Below are 23,670 nucleotides of genomic sequence, written 5' to 3'. Positions count from 1 at the left end.
GCGATGCACAAGACATTGATCGTGACCAATGACTTTCCGCCCAGGCCGGGCGGCATCCAGGCGTTCCTGCACAACATGGCGCTGCGCCTGGACCCCGAACGGATGGTCGTGTACGCGTCCACCTGGAAGCGGGGGCGGGAGGGTGCCGAGGCGACGGAAGCGTTCGACGCGGAGCAGCCGTTCACCGTCGTACGCGACCGGACGACCATGCTCCTGCCGACGCCCCGCGTCACCCGCAGGGCCGTCGGGCTGCTCCGCGAGCACGGCTGTACGGCCGTGTGGTTCGGCGCCGCGGCCCCGCTCGGACTGATGGCCCCCGCGCTCCGCAGGGCGGGCGCGCGGCGCCTGGTGGCCACCACACACGGCCACGAGGCGGGGTGGGCCCAACTGCCCGCCTCGCGTCAACTCCTCCGCCGTATCGGCGAGTCCACGGACACGATCACCTATCTGGGCGACTACACCCGGTCGAAGATCGCGCCCGCGCTCACCCCGGAGGCCGTGGCACGGATGCGCCAACTGCCGCCGGGCGTCGACGAGAAGACCTTCCACCCGGACTCCGGCGGCGCGGCGGTCCGGGCCGCGCTGGGCCTCACCGACCGCCCGGTCGTCGTCTGCGTCTCCCGCCTGGTCCCCCGCAAGGGCCAGGACACCCTGATCCTGGCGATGCCCAGGATCCTGGCCCGGGTGCCGGACGCGGTGCTGCTGATCGTCGGCGGCGGCCCGTACGAGCCGGAGCTGCGCAAGCTGGCCGAGACGACCGGAGTGGCCGCCTCCGTACGCTTCACCGGCGCCGTCCCCTGGTCCGCGCTCCCCGCCCACTTCGGCGCCGGCGACGTCTTCGCCATGCCCTGCCGCACCCGCCGGGGCGGCCTCGACGTCGAGGGCCTGGGCATCGTCTACCTGGAAGCCTCCGCGACCGGCCTCCCCGTGGTGGCGGGCGACTCGGGGGGCGCCCCCGACGCCGTCCTGGACGGCGAAACCGGCTGGGTGGTCCCCGGCGGCCCCCCGGCCCTCGCCGCCCAGCACTCCGCCGACCGCATCATCACCCTCCTCCAGGACCCCGAACTACGCCATCGCATGGGCGCCCGGGGCCGGGCCTGGGTCGAGGAGCGCTGGCGCTGGGACCTTCTGGCGGAACGGCTCCGGCTGCTGCTCTGACGCCGGGCGGCCCCCGCCCCGGGGAGCGGGAGCCGCCCGGCCGGCCTCGGCTCAGGTCTGGTAGATCGCCTCGATCTCCTCGGCGAAGTCCTTCGCCACGACGTTGCGCTTCAGCTTCATCGAGGGGGTGAGGTGGCCCGCGGCCTCGGTGAACTGGGTGGTCAGGATGCGGAATCTGCGGACCGATTCCGCCTTCGAGACCGCCGCGTTGCCCTCGTCCACCGCGCGCTGGATCTCGGCCAGCAGTTCGGGGTCGAGGCGGAGGGCCGCCGCGGTGGAGGCGGGGGGTTTGCCGTGGTCCGTGGCCCAGCGGGCGAGGAATTCCTCGTCGAGGGTGATCAGGGCGCCGACGAAGGGGCGGCCGTCGCCCACCACCATGCATTCGGCCACCAGGGCGTGGGCCCTGATGCGGTCCTCGATGACCGCCGGGGCGACGTTCTTGCCGCCCGCCGTGACCAGGATCTCCTTCTTGCGGCCGGTGATCGAGAGATATCCGTCCTCGTCCAGGGTGCCGATGTCGCCGGTGTGGAACCAGCCGTCGGCCAGCGCCTCCGCCGTCGCGGACTCGTTGTTCCAGTACCCCGAGAAGAGGTGCTCGCCGTGGAGCAGCACCTCGCCGTCGTCGGCGATCCGGATGACCGAGCCGGGCAGCGGCTGGCCCACCGTGCCGATCTTCTGCCGGTCCCACGGGTTGAACGCGGTCGCCGCGCAGGACTCCGTCAGGCCGTACCCCTCCAGCACCGTGAAGCCGATGCCCCGGTAGAAGTGGCCCAGCCGCTCGCCCAGCGGGGCGCCGCCGGAGATCGCGTACTCGCCGCGTCCGCCGAGCACCGCGCGCAGCTTGCCGTAGACGAGGCGGTCGAAGAGCGCGTGGCGCAGTCTGAGCGCCAGAGAGGGGCCCTGGGGGGTGGAGAGGGCGCGGCTGTACGCGATCGCCGTGTGCGCCGCCCGGTCGAAGATCCGGCCCTTGCCGTCCGCCACCGCCTTCGCGCGGGCCCCGTTGTAGACCTTCTCGAAGACCCGCGGCACCCCCAGGATCAGGGTCGGGCGGAAGGACGCCAGCTCCTCGGTGAGGTTCTTCACGTCCGGGACGCAGCCGAGTTTGATGGGGGCCATCACCGCCGCCAGCTCCACCAGTCTGCCGAAGACATGGGCGGCCGGGAGGAAGAGGAGGATGGAGCACTCGCCGGTGCGGAAGAGGGGTTTGAGCCGTTCCACCGCGTTCCCGCACTCCGCGAAGAAGGCGCGGTGCGTCAGCACACACCCCTTGGGCCGCCCCGTGGTGCCCGACGTGTACACGATCGTCGCCGGGTCGTCGGCCTTCGCCGTCGCCGCACGCTCGTCGACCGTCGCGTCCGGCACCCCCGAACCCGCCGCCGTCAGCCGCTTCACCGCGCCCCGGTCCAGCTCCCAGATCTCGCGCAGCGCGGGCAGACCGCCCCGTACGGACTCGACCGTCGCGCCGTGCTCCTCGGTCTCCACGATCGCGGCGACCGCCCCGGAGTCACTGAGGATCCACTGCACCTGCTCGGCCGAACTGGTCTCGTACACCGGGACGGTGACCGCGCCGGCGCTCCAGATCGCGAAGTCGAGGAGGACCCACTCGTAGCGGGTGCGCGACATCAGCGCGACCCGGTCACCCGGCTCGATCCCGGCCGCGATCAGTCCCTTGGCGACCGTTCTGACCTCCGCGAGGAACTCCGTGGCGGTCACATCGGTCCAGCCGGCGCCGGACTTGCGGGCCATCACCGCGACATCGGGATACTGAGCGGCATTGCGGCGGATGAGATCCGTCAGATTGCCGTCCGAGGGGACCTCGTACAGGGCCGGAAGGCCGAACTCGCGCAAGACTGCTGCTCCTCATCGGGCGCCGGTGCCAGGTGTGGTCCAGATATATGGTTCTCATATGGTCCATGACTGACCCATGAGTGGTCCATGTATGGTGCGGGTCCGGCGCGGTCCAGGATCGGGCGGGTGCCCGACGGTACGGGCAGGTGCTCGACGGAACGGGCGCGACCGGACCGCCCGGACGTTACCCATCGGTACTTCGCACCGATAGAGGGTCCCGGCCAGATGTTCCCTGCGTCACACCGTCGTTGACGGTACTGGCGCACAGTAGTCCACCCCTCGCGCACCGCGAAAGTAACCGCAGGTCCGGGACGGGCGACGGGCCTTTCCCGCGCTCCTCTATGGTGATCAGGCCGGGGCGGCCCCGGCCGACTACGGGGCGGGGACGGGTGACGGGTATGCGGGTCAATGTGGTGAGCGACGTACACGGCAACGCGCGGGACCTCGCCCGGGCCGGGGACGGGGCCGACGCCCTCGTCGTCCTCGGCGACCTCGTCCTCTTCCTCGACTACGCCGACCACTCGCGCGGTATCTTCCCCGACCTCTTCGGCACCGAGAACGCCGACCGCATCGTCGCCCTGCGCACCGCCCGCCGCTTCGACGAGGCGCGGGAGTTCGGCCGCTCCCTGTGGGCCACTCTCGACATCGACCAGGCGACCGCGATCGAGCGGGCCGTACGCCGCCAGTACGCCGAGCTCTTCGCCGCCCTGCCCACCCCGACCTACGCCACGTACGGGAATGTCGACATCCCGTCCCTCTGGCCCGAGTACGTACGGCCCGGCACCACCGTGCTCGACGGCGACCGGGTCGAACTCGGCGGCCGGGTCTTCGGCTTCGTCGGCGGCGGGCTGCGCACCCCCATGCGCACCCCGTACGAGATCTCCGACGAGGAGTACGCCGCCAAGGTCGAGGCGCTCGGCGAGGTCGACGTCCTCTGCTCGCACATCCCGCCGGAGCTGCCCGAGCTGACGTACGACACCGTCGCCCGCCGCTTCGAACGGGGCAGCCGCGCCCTCCTCGACGCCATCCGCCGCACCAGGCCCCGCTACGCGCTCTTCGGCCATGTCCACCAGCCGCTCGCCCGCCGGATGCGGGTGGGGGCCACGGAGTGCGTGAACGTGGGGCACTTCGCCTCGGCCGGGCGGCCGTGGACCCTGGAATGGTGAGCCGCGCACTCGCGATAGCCTGCACACCACAGACCCAGAAGCCGGAACGGCACCGGTAGCGGAGGAACACGGCGATGGCGGAACACACCAGTTCGAGCATCACGATCGAGGCGGCACCGGCCGACGTCATGGGCGTGATCGCCGACTTCGCCCGCTACCCGGAGTGGACCGGCGAGGTGAAGGAGGCGGACGTCCTCGCCACCGACGACCGGGGCCGCGCCGAGCAGGTCCGGCTGGTGCTCGACGCCGGCGCCATCAAGGACGACCACACCCTCGCCTACACCTGGACCGGCGACAACGAGGTGAGCTGGACCCTCGTGAAGTCCCAGATGCTGCGCGCCCTCGACGGCTCGTACCTGCTCACCCCGGTCACCGGCGGCACCCAGGTCACCTACCGGCTGACCGTCGACGTCAAGATCCCCATGCTCGGGATGATCAAGCGCAAGGCCGAGAAGGTCATCATCGACCGCGCCCTCGACGGCCTGAAGAAGCGCGTCGAAGCCGGCACGGCGGGCTGACCCCGGATGCGTACGGTCCTCGTCACCGGTCCCGGCGGCGCGGGCCGCACCACCATCGCCGCCGCCACCGCCCTCGCGACGGCGGAAGCCATCGCCGCCGATGCCTCCCGTACGGGCGGACGGGTGCTGCTGCTCTCCGCCGACCCCCTCGACGACCTGCTCGGCACCGCCCCCGGCGCCCTCTCCACGGACCCCGCCCCGGTGGGGCCCGCCGGACTCTGGGCCGCCCGGATCGACCCCGCCGAGCACTTCCGTACGGAGATGACCGGCTTCCAGGAGCGCATCGCCGCCGGACTCGAACTCCTCGGCGCCCGCAGGCTCGACGGCGAGGAGCTCACCCCGCTCCCCGGCAGCGGACACTCCGCCCTGCTGCACGCCGTGCGCCGGGCCGCCGCCGGCGGCTGGGACACCCTCGTCGTGGACCTGCCGCCGCTCACCGAGGCCCTCGCCCTGCTCGCCCTCCCCGAGCAGCTCCGCCGCTACCTCCGCCGCCTCCTGCCCCAGGAGCGCCAGGCCGCCCGCGCGCTCCGCCCGATGATGGCCCAGCTCGCCGGGATACCCATGCCCGCGCAGTGGCTGTACGAGACCGCCGCCCGCTGGGAGACCGAACTCGCCGCCGTCCAGGCGCTGATCGAGGACCCCGCGACGACCGTACGGCTGGTCGCTGAGCCCGGACCCGCCGCCGCCCGGGCGCTCGCCACCGCCCGTACCGCGCTCGCCCTCTACGGGCTGCGCGCCGAGCCCCCGGTCCCCAACCGGCTGCTGCCGCAGGAGACGGCGGACCCCTGGCTCGCCACGCTCGTCGCCCAGCAGCGCAAGTACCTCGCCGAGTGGCCCGCCGGGTGCCTCCCGGTCGGCCACCTCGGCCGCGACCCGCACGGCCCCGACGACCTGGCGCTGCTGGCCGGCGAGTCCGCCGCGCTCGCCGTGCGCCCCGCCGACCCGGGGGCCGGCCCCGTGGTCTGGCCGGTCGAGGACCGGATCGCCGAGGAGAATCTGCTGGTCTGGTCGATCCCGCTGCCCGGCGCCGTCAAGAGCGAACTGGACCTGGTCCGCAAGGGCGACGAACTCCTGCTCACCGTGGGCCCGTTCCGGAGAATCGTTCCGCTGCCCTCCGTGCTCCGCCGCTGCGATGTCACCGGCGCCGCCCTCAGGGACGGGACGCTGCGGGTACGGTTCACCCCCGACCCCGCTCTGTGGCCGCGCGGGCACTGAGCGGCGCCGGACGCCGGGGCGGTACGCGGGCTTGTCCACGGGCGGCGGGCCCGGGGGAACGTACGGCGGTTCGGGTACCGTCGAAGGTACGAGAACCCTTCCGCCGCCAGGGCGGAGGGCCCCGTCCCCGACGCAGGAGTACGCCATGAGCGACGCCACCGAGCGCCCCGCGACCGAGCAGGGCCCCGCCCCCGACGCGGACGCCTGGGCCACGGCCTGCGCGGAGGACCTGGAGGCGGAGAAGGCACGCCGCCGGGCCCTCTACGGGCCGCCGCCCGGCTCCGCCGCCGAAGAGCTGCGCAAGCTCGTCGACGCTGTGGCCGACAAGGTCTCCTCGCTCCAGAGCCCGCTGCTCGGCATGGCCGCGCAGGGCGCAGTCCAGCAGTTCGTCCGGCAGGCCAGGCAGGCCGTGGAGCCGGTCATCGAGCGCAACCCCGATGTCTTCGACCACCTCGCGGCGGCGGGCGGCGAACTCCTCGCCGCTTACCGCTCGGCCGTCGAGGGCCAGGAGGCCCGCTGGACCCGGGGCGCGGAGGCCGTACGGCCCGACACCACCTCGGCCGACGACCCCTCCGACCCCCGCGACGAGAAGTCCGGTGAGAAGTCCGGTGAGAAGTTGGGTGAGGAGTCCGGCGGGACGCCCGACGAGAAGCCGGGCGGGAAGCCCGAAGAGAAGCCCGACGAGAAGCCCGGTCACGACGGCCGTATCGATCTGGACTGACCGTTCGGGCACCTGCCCTCGGGTACGGTTGGCCTTAGCGGGGCTCGACCGAAAACTGAGGGACACATGGGACTCACCATCGGCGTCGACATCGGCGGCACGAAGATCGCGGCCGGCGTGGTCGACGAAGAGGGCACGATCCTGGAGACGCACAAGGTGCCCACTCCCCGGACGCCCGACTCGATCGTGGACGCGATCTGCACGGCCGTCTCCGGCGCCGGCGAGGGACGGCAGATCGAGGCCGTGGGGATCGGTGCCGCCGGTTACGTGGACGACAAGCGCGCCACCGTGCTCTTCGCGCCCAACATCGACTGGCGCCACGAACCGCTCAAGGACAAGGTCGAGCAGCGGATCGGGCTCCCGGTCGTCGTGGAGAACGACGCCAACGCGGCGGCCTGGGGCGAGTACCGCTTCGGCGCCGGCCAGGGCCATGACGACGTCATCTGCATCACGCTCGGCACCGGCCTGGGCGGCGGCATCATCATCGGCAACAAGCTGCGCCGTGGACGGTTCGGCGTGGCCGCCGAGTTCGGGCACATCCGGGTGGTGCCGGACGGGCTGCTCTGCGGCTGCGGCAGCCAGGGGTGCTGGGAGCAGTACGCGTCCGGGCGGGCCCTCGTCCGGTACGCGCGCCAGCGCGCCAACGCGACGCCCGAGAACGCCGGGATCCTGCTCGGCCTCGGCGACGGCACCGTCGACGGCATCGAGGGGCGGCACATCAGCGCCGCCGCCCGGGCCGGCGACCCGGTCGCCATCGACTCCTTCCGCGAACTCGCCCGGTGGGCGGGGGCGGGCCTGGCCGACCTGGCCTCGCTCTTCGACCCGTCCGCCTTCATCGTCGGCGGCGGCGTCTCGGACGAGGGCGAACTCGTTCTCGACCCGATCCGCAAGTCGTTCCGGCGGTGGCTGATCGGCGGCGAGTGGCGCCAGCACGCGCAGGTGCTGGCGGCGCGGCTCGGCGGCGAGGCGGGGCTGGTGGGCGCGGCGGACCTGGCCCGGCAGGGCTGAGCCGACGGCTGATCGCATCCGGCCGGCCGCGTCCGGCTGATCGCGTCCGGCCGACCGCACCGCGGGAAGCGTCCGACGTTCGCGCCCGCCGTACCGGAAGGGGTACGGCGGGCGCGAACGTGTCCGGGGGCGGGTGTGGTCCGGGGCGGGCGTGGCCCGGGGCGGGCGGGGCCGGTGCCCGGGTGCGGGGCCGGTGTCAGCATGCTGGGCCGGTGGAGGGCGGCGTCCCCCCGAAGGGCGGTCCCTCCGAGGGCCGGCACCGCCGGGGTGCCCCGCACGGGTGTCGGTCCGCACGGGTCGCGGTGGGCTCCGTATCGTTCCCGCCATGGCGACAGACCCGCCCGCACCCGTATCCGTACCGTCCGCACCCCCGTCGTCCGCACCCCCGCCGTCCGCCGCTCCGCTCGCGGGCCCGCCTCCCCTGCCCGACTCCGGTACGGAGCCGGACGGTTCGGCCGTGATCCGGGTGCTGAGCTACAACGTCCGCTCGATGCGCGACGACCGGGCCGCGCTCGCCCGGGTGATCACCGCGTGCGCGCCCGATCTCGTCCTGATCCAGGAGGCGCCGCGCTTCTTCCGCTGGCGCAAGCGGGCCGCCTGGCTCGCCGCCCACAGCGGCCTGCTGGTCCTCGGCGGCGGCGCCCCGGCGACCGGGCCGCTGCTGCTGTGCGCGCCGCGCGTCGCGGTGGAGCGGACCGAGGACGTCCTGCTGCCGCCCACCCCGGGGCTGCACCGGCGCGGGTTCGCGACGGCGGTGGTACGGATCGCGCGCACCCGGCTCGCGGTGCTGAGCTGCCATCTGAGCCTCCAGGCCGCCGAGCGGCACGCGCAGGCGGGGATGGTGCTCGACCGGCTGGCGGCGCTGGACGTACCGCACGCGGTGGTGGCCGGGGACCTCAACGAACCGCCCACCGGGCGCGGATTCCGGCTGCTGGCCCAGGAGTTGCGGGACTGCCGGGAGGTCCGGCCCTGGGGCGGCGAACACACCTTCCCGGCGGAGCGCCCCGAGCGGCGCATCGACGCGGTCTTCACCGGGCGCGGCGTCGAGGTACTGGGGTGCGGCGTACCCCGGGGGCTGCCCGGGGTCACCGAGGCGGACCTGCGCGCGGCCACGGACCACCTGCCGGTCCTGGCGGCGCTGCGCGTACCGGCGGGGTAGGGCCGCTGTACGCCGGTACGTCCGGCCGCCCTGTACGTCCGGCCGCTCTGTACGCCCAGAGGCTCTGTACGCCCCTGCGGCCGCCCCGCGTCCTACGCCTATACGACCGCCCCGCGCCCCGGGTCGTCGCTCTCGTCGTCGTCCGGGTCCATCCGGGCCACCAGGGTCGCGAAGCCGCCCAGGAAGCCGCCGACGCAGACGGTGGTCAGCCACCAGGTCATGTCCCAGCCCAGGATGACCGCGAGCAGCATCAGCACCGGGCCGCCGATCACCGCGAGCCAGGCGAACCGGGAGGTCACGTCGGACTCGGGGAGCGGGGGCGGCTCCGGGGGGATGAAGTGGCCCTCCTCGTCCGCCGTGTCGCCGTCGCCGGGCTCGGCGAGCCGGTAGTCGCGCGGGCCGCCGCCGCCTCCGGCGGGCAGGGCGATGCCCACGCCGCCGACGCCCGGCGCGAAGGTGATCGAGCCGCCCAGCGCGGACTCCCCGGGCCCCGCGTCCTTCTCGGCACCCTCAGCGGCCCCGGAGGCGTCAGCGGCCCCGGAGGCCGCCGACCCGGTCCGGCTTCCCGCCGGGCCCTCGCTCCGGCCCCCGGCCGGGCCGCCACTCCTGCCCTCGATCCTGTCCTCGGGCTTGTCCTCGCGCTTGGCCTCGGGCTTCTCCTCGGCCCTCTGCCCGGCGTCGTCCGCGCCGTCGCCGTCGCTCCCGCCGTCCCCGGTGGTCCCGGCGGCTCCGGCGTCACCGGTGGCCCCGGGCCCGGCGGGCTTCAGCAGGCTCGGGCGGTCCGCCGGTCCCGGGGGGTCCGTCGGCTCCGTACCGCTGCCGCCGCCGCTGCCGCCCCCCTTGCGGTCGCTCTCCAGTCCCGCCATGTCCTCGACGGACCTGAACGGCTTGGTGCCCGGCGGGTCCGCGGGCTCCTCCCCGTACCCGGCCACGATCGCCGCCCAGGCCGCCTCCTCGTCGATCGGCTGCGGCTCGCGGTTCGCGTCATGCTCAGCCACCGGTCGTGCTCCCCTTCTTCCCGACTGCCGGAGCGAGCCGGCCGATGAACGCGAGACTCTCCTCGAAGATCCGCTCCGCGTCATGGTCCAACGTCGCGACGTGGTAGCTCTGTTCCAGCACCACCTCACGGACATCCGTGGAGGAGACCCGGCTCAGGATCCTCGCCGAGTCGGCCGGCGGCACCACATGGTCCACCGTGCTGTGCAGCAGCAACAGCGGCTGGTTGACCCGGGGCAGCTCCCCGTCCACCAGCCGGAAGAAGTTCCGCAGCGAGTGCGCGCAGTGCAGCGGCACCCGGTCGTAACCCACCTCGGCGCCGCCCTCCTTGGCGATGTCGCTCGTCAGCCCCTTCGTCGTCGCCACGAGATGGCGCAGCACCGGCAGCGCGTACGCCGCGGCCCCGTGCACCTTGATCCCCGGGTTGACCACCACGACCCCGCTCACCGCCCGCCCGTGCTTCGCCGCGAGCCGCAGCGCCAGCGCGCCGCCCATCGAGAGGCCGAGGACGAAGACCCGCTCGCACCGCTCCAGCAGCTCGCGCAGGGCCCGGTCCACCTCCGCGTACCAGTCCTGCCATCCGGTGGCCCGCATGTCCTCCCAGCGCGTGCCGTGCCCGGGCAGCAGCGGCAGGGACACGGTCAGCCCGTGCCCGGCCAGGAACTCGGCCCAGGGCCGCAGCGACTGGGGGGAACCGGTGAATCCGTGACAGAGGAGGACGCCGACCTCGCCGCCCTCGTGGCGGTACGGCTCGGCTCCAGGAAGGACCGGCACCAAGGGTCTCCTGTTCGTGAGGTGTTCGTGACGTGTGCGTGGGGCTCGGAACGCGTGAGGTTCAGCGTGAGGTTCAGAAGGTGTACTTCACGGTGTACTTCACCGTACGCGACCGGACTGACACCGACCAGGTCCGTCCGAGCCTTCGGAGACCGGCCACGGGGGTCCCTCGGGTTAAGGTCTGTCCACAGCACACAGGAGGAATCCGAGTTGATCTACGGCGCTATGAAGTTCTCCATCGGAGGGTCGCTGAAGCTTGCCTTCCGCCCCTGGGTGGAGGGTCTGGAGCACATCCCCGCCGAGGGGCCGGCGATCCTCGCGAGCAACCATCTGTCCTTCTCCGACTCCTTCTTCCTCCCCGCGGTACTCGACCGCAAGGTCACCTTCATCGCGAAGTCCGAGTACTTCACGACGCCCGGCGTCAAGGGCAAGCTGACAGCGGCCTTCTTCAAGGGCGTCGGCCAGTTGCCGGTGGACCGTTCCGGGGTACGCGGCGCGGGCGAGGCGGCGATCCAGAGCGGGATAAAGGTCCTGGAGGCCGGTGAACTCTTCGGTATCTACCCCGAGGGCACCCGCTCGCCCGACGGCCGCCTCTACCGGGGCAAGCCGGGCGGCCTCGCGCGCGTCGCGCTCGGCTCCGGGGCGCCCGTCATCCCGGTGGCGATGATCGACACCGAGAAGATCCAGCCGCCCGGCAAGGTCGTCCCCAAGCTGATGCGCCCGGGGATCCGGATCGGCAAGCCGCTGGACTTCTCGCGCTACCAGGGCATGGAGGGCGACCGGTTCATCCTGCGGTCCATCACCGACGAGGTGATGTACGAGATCATGAAGCTCTCCGGCCAGGAGTACGTGGACATCTACGCCACCGCCGCCAAGCGGCAGATCGCCGAGGCCGCCAAGGCCGCGTCGTCGGCGTCGTCCACGTCGTCGGCCGAGGGGTAGAGAGAGCCGGTACCGCCGGTACCAGGGGGGAGGGGGAGGGGACATGGCCAAGCGTGAGCGCGTGGTGCGGATGTCGGTAGAACAGCCGCTGTGGCGCGCGCTGACCGGCTACCGGGTCCTGACGATGTGCTACGCGGTCGGCCTCTTCGTCTTCGACCGGAGCCGTTTCGAGCGCCCCTGGGTGGCCGTCGTCTTCCTCGGCGTCCTGGCGCTCTGGACGCTCGTCACGCTCCCCAGGGTGGCGAACGCGGCGAGCTGCACCAAGCCCTTCCTCGGTGCCGACCTCACCATCGGCCTCACCGGCATCCTGCTCACCCCCCTCGCCGACTTCCAGGCGCAGAGCGTCGACGGGCCCACCCTGCCGTCGATATGGACCGCGGGGTCCGTGCTCGCCTTCGCGCTCAAGGGCGGCTGGCGGTGGGCCGCGTGCGCCTCGTCCCTGGTCGCCGGGGCCAACCTGGTGATGCGGGTCCACCCCACGCTCGACACGGTGCACAACGTGATCCTCGTCTGGGTCGCCTCCATCGCCATCGGGTACGTCGTGGAGGTCGCCCGCGCCTCCGAACTCACCCTCGCCCGCGCCCTGGAGATCGAGGCCGCGACCCGCGAACGGGAGCGGCTGGCCCGGGACATCCACGACAGCGTGCTCCAGGTGCTCGCCATGGTGCAGCGGCGCGGCACGGCGCTGGGCGGCGAGGCGGCCGAGCTGGGCCGGATGGCGGGGGAGCAGGAGATCGCCCTGCGCACCCTGGTCTCCAGTGGCCTCGTCCCCACCTCGCGGGTCTCGGAGGACGCGGCGCTGGGCGCGGTCGTCCGTACCGTCGACACGGCGGGGCAGGACGGGGAGGCCGGGAGCGGCACCGGGGGCCCGACGGGCGCGGGGGACGCCGGCGGCGCGGAGAGCGCCGGCGCGGGCCCCTGTGACCTGCGGGCCCTGCTGGCACCGTACGCCGGTTCCCGCGTCACCTTCTCCGAGCCGGGCGCCCCCGTTCCGCTGGAGCCCGCCGCCGCCCGGGAGGTGGCGGCGGCTGTCGGTGCCGCCCTGGACAATGTGGTCCGGCACGCGGGTCCGGACGCCCGCGCCTGGATCCTGGTCGAGGACTGGCAGCGGGAGGTGATCGTGACCGTACGGGACGACGGGCCCGGCATCCCCGAGGGGCGGCTCGCGCAGGCCGAGGGGGAGGGGCGGCTCGGTGTCGCCCTCTCGATCCGGGGCCGGCTGCGGGATCTGGGCGGCACGGCCGAGCTGGTGTCGGTGCCCGGGCAGGGCACGGAAGTCGAGTTGAAGGTTCCACGGGGACGGGGAAAGACGGAGCGATGAACGAGCAGCACAGCAGCGGTACGGACGCCGCCACCGGTGCGGACGCCGCCACGGGCACGGACCCCCGTGCCGCCGAGACGGACACCCCCGCCGCCGACGCCGCCATGGCGGGCCCGGTCCGGGTGATGGTGGTCGACGACCACCCCATGTGGCGCGACGCCGTCGCCCGTGACCTGGAGGCGGCGGGGTGCGAGATCGTCGCCACCGCCGGGGACGGGCCCCAGGCGGTGCGCCGGGCCCGGGCCACCACGCCCCAGGTGCTCGTCCTCGACCTCAACCTGCCGGGCATGCCGGGCGTCCAGGTCTGCAAGGAACTGGTCGGCTCGCTCCCCGGGCTGCGCGTCCTGGTGCTCTCCGCCAGCGGGGAGCACGCCGATGTGCTGGAGGCGGTGAAGTCGGGCGCCACCGGCTATCTGCTCAAGTCGGCCAGTACGGAGGAGCTGATCGACGCGGTCCGCAGGACCGCCGCCGGGGACCCGGTCTTCACCCCGGGGCTGGCCGGTCTGGTGCTCGGCGAGTACCGCCGCCTCGCCTCGGAACCGGCACCCGCCGCCGACGAGCCACGCGCCCCCGAACTCACCGACCGGGAGACGGAGGTGCTCCGCCTGGTCGCCAAGGGCCTGTCGTACAAGCAGATCGCGGAGCGGCTGGTCATCTCGCACCGCACCGTGCAGAACCACGTCCAGAACACCCTGGGCAAGCTGCAACTCCACAACCGTGTCGAGCTGGTGCGGTACGCGATAGCGCGGGGGCTCGACGACATCTGACCGCCGTCCGCCCCGTACCCCGGCCCGGGAAAGAGTTCCCTCCCCCCTCTGGTGGAACGGGAACGGCCCGTGCACCATGCCGGAGTGACCTGAATCACCCCTCCTGGCGAAGGGACGTGCTTCATGCGGGTCGGAGTTCTCACCGGCGGCGGCGACTGCCCCGGACTCAACGCGGTCATCCGCGCCCTCGTACGCAAGGGCGTGCAGGAGTACGGCTACGACTTCACCGGCTTCCGGGACGGCTGGCGCGGCGCCCTGGACGGCGACACCGTACGGCTCGACATCCCCGCCGTACGCGGCATCCTGCCCCGGGGCGGCACCGTCCTCGGCTCCTCGCGCACCAATCCGTTCAAGGAGGAGGACGGTGTCCGCCGGATCCGGGACACCCTCGCCGCGACGGGGGTCGACGCGCTCGTCGTGATCGGCGGCGAGGACACGCTCGGGGCGGCTTCGCGCCTCTCCGACGAGTTCGGGGTCGCCTGTGTCGGCGTCCCCAAGACCATCGACAACGACCTCTCGGCCACCGACTACACCTTCGGCTTCGACACGGCGGTCGGTATCGCCACCGAGGCCATCGACCGGCTCCACACCACCGCGGAGTCCCATATGCGGGTCCTGGTCTGCGAGGTGATGGGGCGCCACGCGGGGTGGATCGCCCTGCACTCCGGGCTGGCGGGCGGCGCCAACGTCGTCCTCATCCCGGAGCACCGCTTCGACATCGACCAGGTCTGCGCCTGGGTGACCTCGCGGTTCAAGGCGTCGTACGCGCCGATCGTGGTCATCGCCGAGGGCGCCATGCCCAAGGACGGCGACCTGGTACTCAAGGACGGCTCGCTCGACTCGTACGGCCATGTCCGGCTCTCCGGGGTCGGCGAGTGGCTGGCCAAGGAGATCGAACGCCGCACCGGCAAGGAGGCCCGCACCACCGTGCTCGGCCATGTGCAGCGCGGCGGCACCCCGAGCGCCTTCGACCGCTGGCTGGCCACCCGCTTCGGGCTGCACGCGATCGACGCGGTGCGGGACCGGGATTACGGGAAGATGGTCGCCCTGCGCGGCACGGACATCGTCCGCGTCCCCATCGCCGAGGCCACCGCCCGGCTCAAGACGGTCCGCCCGGAACTCTACGAGGAGGCGGGCGTCTTCTTCGGCTAGGGCCTGTCTGACAATTCCCGTCGTCGCCCGGAGGGCGGCCTCGCGGCGTCAGGTGCGTGCTCTCGGCGTGCCGGGCCCTGACCCACGTACTGGACGTACTTGGGTCAGGGCCCGGTGCGGCGAGAGTGCGTGCATGGCGTCGCGAGGCAGGCGGGAATTGTCAGACAGGCCCTAGGCCGACAGGGCCGGCCCGCCGCCCGGCCACCGGGCGGCGGTGGCGCCGCGCGGGGCCGTCACGGCGGGCGGGTCGTACGCCGTCGCGAGCCGTCCGCCGCCGTCCGCCCCGGCGCCGCCGGGGGCGGACGCGCCGCGCCCACCCGTCGGCGGCGTCCTCGTCTCCCGGCCCGCCGCCGCGCCCACCCGTCGGCCGCGTCCCCGCTCGGCCCGCCCGCGTTCCCCGCCCGATGTCCCTCTGCCCCCTGCCCTACCCGCGCCGCCCCGCGTCCGCCGCCGCGCCCGCCCGCGCCCCGGCCCCCGCCAGCAGCTCCGCCACGATGGCCGGTCCGTTCAGGGTCAGTACCGACTCCGGGTGGAACTGCACCGAGGCGAACCCCGGGCCCCGCAGCGCGTGCACCTCCCCGGTCGCGGGGTCCCGGCTCACCTCCACGCCCCGCGCCGCCAGCCGGGCCGCCGCCGGGGTGTCGCAGCGGGCGGTGAAGCTGCTGTAGAAGCCCACCGTCTCCGTCCGGCCGAAGAGGTCGATCCGGGTCTGGAGGCCCTGGTACGGCACCCGCTTGCGGACGGTCTCCAGCCCCAGCTCACCCGCCAGCACCTCGTGCCCCAGACAGACCCCCAGCACCCCGTGGCCCGCACCGGACGGCCCCGCGCCCGGTACACCCCGGCCCGGTACCCCCCGTACCTCCAGCAGCTCCGCCGCCAGGGCGCGCAGCAGCCGCATCTTCGGGTCCCGGGGGTCGGACGGGTCCCCGGGGCCCGGCCCCAGGACCACCGGACCGACCCGCTCCGCGTGGCCGAGCGCCGCCGCCCGCAGCCCCGGCTCGTCGTACCGCCGTACGGTCACCGCCAGCCCCGAGGCACGGAGCACATGCGCCAGCATCGCGGTGAACGTGTCCTCGCCGTCCACGATCAGCGCGTGCCCCGAGGGCGCCGCGCCGCTCTCCTCGCGCAGCCGCAGCCAGAACGGCGCCAGCCCCGCCCGCCGCGCGTCCAGCGCCGCCCGCACCCGGGGGTCGTCCGCGAGCCGGCGCCGCGCCGCCTCCGCGGCCGGGCGTCCGGGCCGTACCCCCAGCGCCGCCAGCACCCCGGCCGCCTTGGCGTGCGTCTCGGCCACCTCGCCCTCGGGCCGTGAGTCCCGTACGAGCGTCGCGCCCACCGGCACCCGCAGCGCACCGTCGGCGGCGATGTCGGCGGTCCTGATCAGGATCGGCGAGTCCAGGGTGGCCGCCCCGCCGGAGTCCCGCCCGAGCAGCGCCAGCGCGCCCGCGTAGTAGCCGCGCCCGCCGCTCTCGTGGCGCTCGACGACCCGGCAGGCGTTCTGCACCGGCGATCCGGTGACCGTCGCCGCGAACATCGTCGCGCGCAGCACCTCGCGCACATCGAGCGAGGAACGCCCGCGCAACTCGTACTCGGTGTGCGCGAGATGGGCCATCTCCTTGAGCCGGGGGCCGACCACCACCCCGCCCCGGTCACCGACCGCGCACATCATCTTCAGCTCCTCGTCCACGACCATCGAGAGCTCGTCGGTCTCCTTGCGGTCGCCCAGGAACTCCAGCAGCGCGGCGGGGTCCGGGGCCCCCGCCGGATAGCGGAAGGTCCCGCTGATCGGGTTCATCACGACCGTCCCGCCGCTCATCCGGACATGCGCCTCGGGGCTCGCCCCGACGAGGGTGCGTCCGTCGCCGCCGCCCGGCCCGCCGGTGTGGACCAGGAACGTCCAGTACGCGCCCTGCTCCCCGACGAGCAGCCGCCGGAAGAGCGCGAGGGCGTCGGCCCGGCCGAAGCCCGGGATCCGGCCCTCGAAGGTCCGCCGGATCACGAAGTTCGCCCCCTCGCCCCGGCCGATCTCCTCGGCCACGACCCGGCGCACGATCTCGCCGTACCGCGCGTCGTCGACGTCGAAGGCACCCTCCACCACCCGGACCGGGTGCGCGGGCAGCCGGTCGACCACGGCGGCCAGGGGCAGCTCGTACGACTCCTCCGCGACCAGCACCGCCAGCGGGGTCCCGTCGTCGCGTACGTCGAAGCCGCGCTCCCGGATCTGCCGGAACGGCACCAGCGCCAGCGCGGGGCGGTCGCCCACCGGGAGATCGGCGAGCCGCTCCGCCTCGTGGACCGGGCCGATCAGCAGCTCGACGGTGTCGTGGTCACGGCCGGGGGCGCGGCGGCGCAGCAGGGCGAACGGCGGGCACCCCGGCTCCTGGAGCCGGTCGATCAGGGCGGCGGGGGAGGACACGGGGGGCAAGGGGGGCAGGGGCGGCAGGGGTGACATGGCGGGTTCCTTCCGGAGAGGGAGGAGCGGCCCGCCGCACCGGCCGGGAACCTGGGGTCCGTACCGGGAGAAACACGGAAGGCCGCCCCTCGGGCGGCCTTCGCGGTGCAGTGGATGCGCGCGTACGTCAGTGGGCCGCCGAGGGAGCGGGCCACCACCAGTTCTGGAGTGCGTGCGCGAACATGAGCGGCACTGTAGCCCATACCGGCCGGGGGCGGGCCCGCACACCGGGGACCCGCCCCGTTCCACACTGTGAGCGGTAGTGCCGGGCCGCGCCGCCGCTCACGTAATCTGGAGCGCGTGACTGTGAACGCTGAGAACTCCGCCGGCTCCGTGCCGTCCTGGCAAGATCTTCCCGCTGCCCAGCAGCCGGAGTATCCGGACCGGGAAGCCCTGCGTGAGGTCGTGTCGGAGCTGGCCGGCTATCCGCCGCTGGTCTTCGCGGGCGAGTGCGACCAGTTGCGCGCCCGGCTGGCGGCCGTCGCCCAGGGCGAGGCGTTCCTGCTCCAGGGCGGGGACTGCGCGGAGGCGTTCGACGCCGTCTCCGCCGACCAGATCAGGAACAAGCTCAAGACCCTGCTCCAGATGGGCGCCGTCCTCACCTACGCGGCCTCCGTGCCGGTCGTGAAGGTCGGCCGGATCGCCGGGCAGTACTCCAAGCCGCGCTCCAAGAGCACGGAGACCCGCGACGGGGTGACGCTCCCCACGTACCGGGGCGACTCGGTCAACGGCTTCGCCTTCGACGAGAAGTCCCGGGTCCCCGACCCCGAGCGGCTGAAGCGGATGTACCACGCCTCCGCCGCCACCCTGAACCTGGTGCGCGCCTTCACCACCGGTGGCTACGCGGACCTGCGCCAGGTGCACGCCTGGAACCAGGACTTCGTCAAGTCGTCCCCGTCGGGCCAGCGTTACGAGCAGCTCGCCCGCGAGATCGACAACGCGCTGAACTTCATGAAGGCGGCGGGCACCGACCCGGCAGAGTTCCGCACCGTCGAGTTCTACGCCTCCCACGAGGCGCTGCTGCTCGACTACGAGTCGGCGCTGACCCGGATCGACTCCCGCACCGGCGGCCTCTACGACGTCTCCGGCCACATGGTGTGGATCGGTGAGCGCACCCGGCAGCTCGACGGCGCGCACATCGAGTTCGCTTCGAAGATCAAGAACCCCATCGGGATCAAGCTCGGCCCCACGACCACGGTCGACGAGGCGCTCACGTACATCGACCGGCTCGACCCGGAGCGCGAGCCGGGCCGGCTCACCTTCATCGTCCGGATGGGCGCCGACAAGGTCCGGGAGAAGCTCCCCGAGCTGGTCGAGAAGGTGACCGCGTCCGGCGCCACGGTGGCCTGGGTGACCGACCCGATGCACGGCAACACCTTCGAGGCCGCCTCCGGCCACAAGACCCGCCGCTTCGACGACGTGCTCGACGAGGTCAAGGGCTTCTTCGAGGTCCACAAGGCGCTCGGCACCCACCCGGGCGGCATCCACGTCGAGCTGACCGGCGACGATGTCACCGAGTGCGTGGGCGGCGGCGACGAGATCTTCGTGGACGACCTGCACCAGCGGTACGAGACGGCCTGCGACCCCCGGCTCAACCGCAGCCAGTCGCTGGACCTCGCCTTCCTGGTCGCGGAGATGTACCGGGACCAGTGACCGGAGAGTGAGAGCGGTGGGGCGCGGATCACAGGTTGACGCATGTGATCCGCGCCCCACCGGCCTTTCCGGAGGTTCCCCGTATCCGGTATGACGGGTAAGGTTAGGTTAGCCTCACCGATCTGCGGGGTGGCCGTGTCAGAAGCGATCCGGAAGTGACCCGGAAGCGATCCCGTCGGGAGGTGAACCGCGTGTACGTCTGCTCCTGTTTCGGGATCACCGAGAACCAGGTACGGGAACACGCGGCGGCCGGGGCCTGCACGCCCCGCCAGATCGCCTCGGCCAGCAAGGCCGGCACCGACTGCGGCTCGTGCGTACGGCGCATCCAGTCGCTCCTGGGCCGCGCCACCGCCTGCCCGCGCCGCGAGCTGCTGGAGCGGGCCGCGCCCGCCGCGCCGGCCCTGGACGAGGCCGCGTAGCCGCGTAAGGGACGCCGGCCTCTTTCCGCCTAGCTGTCCGGCTGCTCGATGAGCTGAGCGATGTAGAGCGGCTCCCCGAGTTTCTCGATCAGTTCGAGCTGGGTGTCGAGATAGTCGATGTGGTGCTCCTCGTCCTCCAGAATCGATTCGAAGATTCCCTTGGACGTGTGGTCGCCCTTGGCGCGCATGACGTCGATTCCGCGCTTGAGCCGGTCGATCGCCTCCACCTCGACCTGCCGGTCCGCCTGGAACATCTCGGTGACCGTCTGGCCGACCCGGACATGGAAGAGCCGCTGATAGTTCGGCAGCGCCTCCAGGAACAGCAGCCGGTCGGTGAGGAGTTCGGCGTGCTTCATCTCGTCGAACGACTCCGCCCGGGTGTACTTGGCGAGTTTCGTCCAGCCGAAGTTCTCCTGCATTTTCGAGTGGAGAAAGTACTGGTTGATCGCCGTGAGTTCGGCGGTCAACTGCTCATTGAGGAATTCAATGACCTCGGGGTCGCCCTGCATCGCGCGGACTCCTTCCAAGCCGGTGGCGGAGCGGAATGCGCGCATCCTCGCACCGCGATCAGGAACCCGTCCAGTAAGTGCACGCTTAGTAGGAGTTGCCCGAATCGCGCCGTACCTGGTCATCACCACCCCTCCCGGTCTGTCACCATGGAAGGCATGGGTCAGCCGGAGAGCCGGGAGCGTCGGGAGCCGGAGGAGTCCGAGCTACCGCCGGGCCAGCGGCTCCAGCGCGGCTGGCCGGTCACCCATTACGGCCCCGTACCGAAGTTCCGGCCCGAACGCTGGGAGTTCCGGGTCTTCGGCGCCACCGCCGACGGCGACAAACACTGCTGGAACCACGAGGAGTTCTCGGCGCTGCCCTTCCGTACCGTCGTGGGCGATCTGCACTGCGTCACGAAATTCAGCATGCTGGGGGCCGAATGGGGCGGGGTGGCCGCCCGTACGGTCGCGGAACTCGCACCGCCCGCCGCCGATGTCACCCATGTGATGGTCTGGGCCGAGTACGGATTCTGCTCGAATCTCCGCCTCGCGGACTTCCTCTCCGGCCGTACGATCTTCGCCACCCACCGCGACGGTGAATTGCTCACCGCCGAACACGGATTTCCGCTGCGGCTCGTCGTGCCCCACCTCTACGCCTGGAAGGGCCCCAAATGGGTGCGCGGCGTGGAATACATGACCGCCGACCGGCGCGGATTCTGGGAGGAGCGCGGCTATCACAATGTCGGCGACCCCTGGGCCGAGCAGCGCTACTCGTACCAGGAGCTCCCGGGCGAGGGCCCGGAGCTCTGACCCGGCCCGGAGAGACGCGCAGGCGGTCCGGTCGTCCGCCGCCCGCCCTTCCGCCGCCCGATCCCGCCCTTCGGCCGCCCGCCCTCGCCCGTCAGTCGCCCGTCCCCGCCCGTCAGCCGTCGCGCAGCCTCTTGAGGAGCGCCAGGTCCGCCGCGTACGCCTCCTTGCCGCCCGGTGTCTCGATCACCAGCGGCACGCCCTCGGTCGCCGGATGCGTGAACAGCTCGCGGAACGGCTCCGCGCCGATCCGGCCCGCGCCGATGTTCTCGTGCCGGTCCTTGTGCGCGCCCACCACGTCCTTGGAGTCGTTGGCGTGGATCAGCCCGAGCCGTCCCTCGCCGACCGTCTCCACCAGCAGGTCCAGCGTCTGCCGCATCCCGTGCGGGCCCGCCAGGTCGTGGCCCGCCGCGAAGACATGGCAGGTGTCCAGGCAGATCCCCAGCTTGGGGTGGGCGTCCAGCGCCGCGAAGTACGGGCCGAAGTCCCAGGTCCGCGAGCAGAGCGAGAAGCCCTGGCCGGCCGTCGACTCCAGCAGCAGGCGCGGGTCGTCGTCATGGGTCAGCTCGTCCAGCAGCGGCAGCATCAGCTCCCGTACCTGCGCCAGCGCCACCTCGCGCGGCCGGCCGCCGGTCGCGGACCCCGTGTGCACCACCACCCCCAGCGCGCCGATCTCCCGGCCCCGCCGCAGGCTGTGGCGGAGCGACTCCACGGACTTCTCCGCGGTCGCCGCCGTGTGCGAGCCGAAGTTGATCAGGTAGGGGGCGTGGACGTACGCGGGCATCCCCGCCGTCTCGCACGCGGTACGGAACCGCTCGTCCTCCGCCGGGTTCCCGGCGGGCGTCGCCCAGCCGCGCGGGTTGGCCGCGAAGACCTGCACGGTCTCCGCGCCCAGCTCCCGCGCGAACGCCAGACCGGTCGTGGCGAGCCCGCCGGCCACGGGCACATGGGAGCCGACAGGGTTGCGCTGGCCGGCGCGGTCGCGCGGGCCGACAGGGTGGCGCATGTGGTTCTAGAGTCCCTTGGTCTTGATGGTGATGGTGGAGCCTTCGGGGGCCTGCTGACCGCCGGGGACGGACTGCTCGCCCACGGTGTCGCCGAGGAACGGGAAGCTCTTCTCGACCTTGACCGTGAAGCCCGCCGCCTCCAGCTCCTTCCGCGCCTCCTCGGAGCCCTTCCCGGTCACATCCGGTACGGAGACCATCCGCGGCCCCTTCGAGACCGTCAGCGTGACCGTGTCGCCCTCCGCGAGGCGGGTGCCCCGGGCCGCCGACTGCTGGGCGACCGTGCCCTCGTCGAAGGAGGAGTTCACCTGGCCGGGGGCGATCCTCACCTTCAGCCCCGCGTCCTCCAGCCGGGCTGTGGCGTCGGCCACCGTCGCACCGGTCACCTCCGGCATCTCGATGGCGGCGCCCTTGCTGACCACCAGCGCGACCCCGGAGTCCGGCCGGATCTCCGTCCCGGCCCCCGGCTTGGAGCTGATCACGGAGCCCCGGGGGACATCCTCGCTGAACTCCCGGGTGACGAGCCCGGCGGCGAGACCGGCCTTCTTCAGGTCGGAGCGCGCCTCGTCGAGGCTCCTGCGCACCACATCGGGCACCTGGACGATCTTCGGGCCGCGCGAGACGACCACGGTCACCGGTCCGCTGCCGCGCACCCGGGCGCGCGGCTCCGGGTCGGTCCGCATGACCGTGCCCCGGTCGTAGGTGTCGCTGAAGTCCCGGGTGACCTCCGTGTCCAGCCCCTCCTTGGCGAGCCGGGCGCGCGCGTCGGCCTCGCTCCGGCCGAGCACCGAGGGCACGGTGGTGAACTGACCCGCGTTGATGTACCAGACGCCCGCACCCGCCCCGAGCACCAGCAGCACCGCGGCGATCACCGCGAGCACCACCCGGCGCGGCCGCCCGCCGCCGGGCCCCCGCGCCCCGTACCGGGGCCCCCGGGGCGGCGCCGCGCTCTCGGGGAGTACCGGCTCCAGCCTGCTGGTGTGCTGCACGCGCGCCACCCGCGCGGTGTCCGGCTCCTCCGCGAACCCCCCGGCGTCCCCGCCGGCCTCGGGGTCCTCGACGGGCCGGATCCGGGGGATGACCGTCGTCCGGCCGTCGGAGCCCGGACCCTCCTCGGGCTCGGGCTTCGCCCGCGGCGGTACGGCGTCGAGCTGCGCGTCGGTGAGGGTCGCGCGGGCCGCCCTGGTCAGCGCCAGCAGTCCCACCGCGTCCAGCGGCCGGTCCTCCGGGTCGCGCGCGGTGGCCGTCGCGACCAGCCGGTCCAGTCCAGGGGCGAGCCCGGGGACGGCGGCGGACGGGGCCGGCACGTCCTCGTTCAGATGGAGATAGAGAACCTGCGCCGGGGTGTCCCCGATGTGCGGCTTGGCGCCGGTCAGCATCTCGTAGAGGACCACCCCGCACGCGTAGACGTCGACCCGGGTGTCCGATGTGCCGTACTCGATCTGCTCGGGCGCGAGATACGAGACCGTGCCGAGCACCGTCCCCGTGGTGTTCGTGACCTCCCCGACGCCCCGGACCAGCCCGAAGTCGGCGACCTTGACCCGGCCGTCGTCCCCTATCAGCACGTTCTCCGGCTTCATGTCCCGGTGGACGAAGCCCGCCCGGTGCGCGGCCCCCAGCGCGGCGAGCACCGGCTCCAGGATGTCCAGCGCGGCCCGGGGGCGCAGCGCGCCGCGCTCCCGTACGACATCGCGCAGGGTGCACCCCGCCACGTACTCCATGGCCAGGTAGACGTACGCGCCTTCCGCGCCCTGGTCGAAGACGCCGACCACGTTGGGGTGGTCGAGCCGGGCCACGGACTTGGCCTCGCGGATGAACCGTTCCACGAACGTGGCGTCCGTCGCGAGCGCCGGATGCATCACCTTGAGGGCCAGGACCCGGTCGAGCCGGGTGTCCAGCGCCCGGTAGACCGTGGCCATGCCGCCGACCGCGATCCGTTCCTCGACGCGGTAGCGGCCGTCGAGCACCTGCCCGACGATGGGGTCCTGAAGGGTCGTATCCACGCCGCCGAGTCTACGAGCCGCCGCCGACACTCCAGATCCCCCGGGGCGGAGCGGGCACCGGACTGAGGCCGACCTGTGACAGCCCGGCGGGCGTGCGGGGAC

21 protein-coding genes are annotated in these 23,670 nt (G+C 73.1%); 14 read left to right on the top strand and 7 right to left on the bottom strand.

Annotated elements, in window-relative coordinates; all coding sequences use genetic code 11:
• The first annotated feature begins 3 nt into the window (after positions 1 to 3).
• Complete coding sequence (locus AB0O07_RS12110) at positions 4 to 1,158, top strand: glycosyltransferase family 4 protein (RefSeq protein ID WP_365630963.1); 1,155 nt, start codon at positions 4 to 6, stop codon at positions 1,156 to 1,158.
• 51 nt (positions 1,159 to 1,209) lie between these two features.
• Here the strand turns inward: AB0O07_RS12110 and AB0O07_RS12105 are convergent, their stop codons facing one another.
• Positions 1,210 to 3,006 carry an AMP-binding protein gene (locus AB0O07_RS12105; protein WP_365630961.1) on the bottom strand — a complete coding sequence of 599 codons (1,797 nt, stop codon included), beginning with the start codon at positions 3,004 to 3,006 and terminating at the stop codon, positions 1,210 to 1,212.
• A 398-nt stretch (positions 3,007 to 3,404) separates the two neighbouring features.
• Between AB0O07_RS12105 and AB0O07_RS12100 the strand changes: the two genes are divergently transcribed.
• The 6 genes from AB0O07_RS12100 to AB0O07_RS12075 all read left to right on the top strand — a co-directional run bounded on the left by AB0O07_RS12100 (position 3,405) and on the right by AB0O07_RS12075 (position 8,793).
• Positions 3,405 to 4,172, top strand: a complete 768-nt coding sequence (locus tag AB0O07_RS12100; protein ID WP_365631552.1) for a metallophosphoesterase — start codon at positions 3,405 to 3,407, stop codon at positions 4,170 to 4,172.
• A 74-nt stretch (positions 4,173 to 4,246) separates the two neighbouring features.
• Positions 4,247 to 4,690, top strand: coding sequence for an SRPBCC family protein (locus AB0O07_RS12095; RefSeq protein ID WP_365630959.1), 444 nt, complete (start codon positions 4,247 to 4,249; stop codon positions 4,688 to 4,690).
• 6 nt (positions 4,691 to 4,696) lie between these two features.
• Positions 4,697 to 5,905 (top strand): ArsA-related P-loop ATPase, encoded by a 1,209-nt coding sequence (locus tag AB0O07_RS12090; protein WP_365630957.1) that lies wholly within the window; start codon positions 4,697 to 4,699, stop codon positions 5,903 to 5,905.
• A 145-nt stretch (positions 5,906 to 6,050) separates the two neighbouring features.
• Positions 6,051 to 6,626 carry a DUF5304 domain-containing protein gene (locus tag AB0O07_RS12085; RefSeq protein WP_365630955.1) on the top strand — a complete coding sequence of 192 codons (576 nt, stop codon included), beginning with the start codon at positions 6,051 to 6,053 and terminating at the stop codon, positions 6,624 to 6,626.
• 66 nt (positions 6,627 to 6,692) lie between these two features.
• Complete coding sequence (locus AB0O07_RS12080) at positions 6,693 to 7,634, top strand: ROK family glucokinase (protein WP_365630953.1); 942 nt, start codon at positions 6,693 to 6,695, stop codon at positions 7,632 to 7,634.
• A gap of 325 nt (positions 7,635 to 7,959) precedes the next feature.
• A complete protein-coding gene (locus AB0O07_RS12075; RefSeq protein ID WP_365630951.1) occupies positions 7,960 to 8,793 on the top strand; it encodes an endonuclease/exonuclease/phosphatase family protein in 834 nt (277 codons plus the stop codon).
• Positions 8,794 to 8,891: 98 nt separating this feature from the next.
• Here the strand turns inward: AB0O07_RS12075 and AB0O07_RS12070 are convergent, their stop codons facing one another.
• Both AB0O07_RS12070 and AB0O07_RS12065 read right to left on the bottom strand, forming a co-directional pair.
• Complete coding sequence (locus AB0O07_RS12070; protein WP_365630949.1) at positions 8,892 to 9,791, bottom strand: hypothetical protein; 900 nt, start codon at positions 9,789 to 9,791, stop codon at positions 8,892 to 8,894.
• Complete coding sequence (locus AB0O07_RS12065; protein ID WP_365630947.1) at positions 9,784 to 10,563, bottom strand: alpha/beta fold hydrolase; 780 nt, start codon at positions 10,561 to 10,563, stop codon at positions 9,784 to 9,786. Before AB0O07_RS12065 ends, AB0O07_RS12070 begins: the two co-directional genes overlap by 8 nt.
• Before the next feature lie 225 nt (positions 10,564 to 10,788).
• On the opposite strand from AB0O07_RS12065, the gene AB0O07_RS12060 reads away from it, so the two are divergent.
• The 4 genes from AB0O07_RS12060 to AB0O07_RS12045 all read left to right on the top strand — a co-directional run bounded on the left by AB0O07_RS12060 (position 10,789) and on the right by AB0O07_RS12045 (position 14,745).
• On the top strand, positions 10,789 to 11,505 hold the full coding sequence (locus tag AB0O07_RS12060) for a lysophospholipid acyltransferase family protein (RefSeq protein ID WP_365631550.1): 717 nt from the start codon (positions 10,789 to 10,791) through the stop codon (positions 11,503 to 11,505).
• 43 nt (positions 11,506 to 11,548) lie between these two features.
• Positions 11,549 to 12,826 carry a DUF5931 domain-containing protein gene (locus AB0O07_RS12055; protein WP_365630945.1) on the top strand — a complete coding sequence of 426 codons (1,278 nt, stop codon included), beginning with the start codon at positions 11,549 to 11,551 and terminating at the stop codon, positions 12,824 to 12,826.
• A gap of 104 nt (positions 12,827 to 12,930) precedes the next feature.
• Positions 12,931 to 13,593, top strand: a complete 663-nt coding sequence (locus AB0O07_RS12050) for a response regulator transcription factor (protein WP_365631548.1) — start codon at positions 12,931 to 12,933, stop codon at positions 13,591 to 13,593.
• A 123-nt stretch (positions 13,594 to 13,716) separates the two neighbouring features.
• Positions 13,717 to 14,745 (top strand): 6-phosphofructokinase, encoded by a 1,029-nt coding sequence (locus AB0O07_RS12045; protein ID WP_365630943.1) that lies wholly within the window; start codon positions 13,717 to 13,719, stop codon positions 14,743 to 14,745.
• Positions 14,746 to 15,169: 424 nt separating this feature from the next.
• Here AB0O07_RS12045 and AB0O07_RS12040 read toward each other — a convergent pair whose 3' ends face one another.
• Entirely contained in the window at positions 15,170 to 17,194 is a 2,025-nt protein-coding gene (locus AB0O07_RS12040) for an anthranilate synthase family protein (RefSeq protein ID WP_365630941.1), read from the bottom strand.
• Between the two features lie 300 nt (positions 17,195 to 17,494).
• Between AB0O07_RS12040 and AB0O07_RS12035 the strand changes: the two genes are divergently transcribed.
• Together AB0O07_RS12035 and AB0O07_RS12030 are read left to right on the top strand one after the other, a co-directional pair.
• Entirely contained in the window at positions 17,495 to 18,847 is a 1,353-nt protein-coding gene (locus tag AB0O07_RS12035) for a class II 3-deoxy-7-phosphoheptulonate synthase (protein ID WP_365630939.1), read from the top strand.
• A 182-nt stretch (positions 18,848 to 19,029) separates the two neighbouring features.
• Complete coding sequence (locus AB0O07_RS12030; RefSeq protein ID WP_365630937.1) at positions 19,030 to 19,266, top strand: (2Fe-2S)-binding protein; 237 nt, start codon at positions 19,030 to 19,032, stop codon at positions 19,264 to 19,266.
• A gap of 29 nt (positions 19,267 to 19,295) precedes the next feature.
• Here the strand turns inward: AB0O07_RS12030 and bfr are convergent, their stop codons facing one another.
• A complete protein-coding gene (gene bfr / locus AB0O07_RS12025) occupies positions 19,296 to 19,775 on the bottom strand; it encodes a bacterioferritin (RefSeq protein ID WP_365630935.1) in 480 nt (159 codons plus the stop codon).
• A gap of 156 nt (positions 19,776 to 19,931) precedes the next feature.
• Between bfr and AB0O07_RS12020 the strand changes: the two genes are divergently transcribed.
• The gene (locus AB0O07_RS12020; RefSeq protein WP_365630933.1) at positions 19,932 to 20,564 is read left to right on the top strand and encodes a sulfite oxidase-like oxidoreductase; all 633 of its coding nucleotides are present in this window, start codon (positions 19,932 to 19,934) and stop codon (positions 20,562 to 20,564) included.
• Positions 20,565 to 20,676: 112 nt separating this feature from the next.
• Here AB0O07_RS12020 and AB0O07_RS12015 read toward each other — a convergent pair whose 3' ends face one another.
• Complete coding sequence (locus AB0O07_RS12015) at positions 20,677 to 21,567, bottom strand: deoxyribonuclease IV (RefSeq protein WP_365630931.1); 891 nt, start codon at positions 21,565 to 21,567, stop codon at positions 20,677 to 20,679.
• 6 nt (positions 21,568 to 21,573) lie between these two features.
• On the bottom strand, positions 21,574 to 23,568 hold the full coding sequence (gene pknB / locus AB0O07_RS12010; protein ID WP_365630929.1) for a Stk1 family PASTA domain-containing Ser/Thr kinase: 1,995 nt from the start codon (positions 23,566 to 23,568) through the stop codon (positions 21,574 to 21,576).
• Positions 23,569 to 23,670: the final 102 nt, after the last annotated feature.

It is taken from the genome of Streptomyces sp. NPDC093085, assembly GCF_040683935.1.
In the GTDB taxonomy this organism is placed as follows: domain Bacteria; phylum Actinomycetota; class Actinomycetes; order Streptomycetales; family Streptomycetaceae; genus Streptomyces.
Note: the sequence above shows the minus strand (reverse complement) of the source record. Positions and strands in the feature narration are given on the sequence as shown.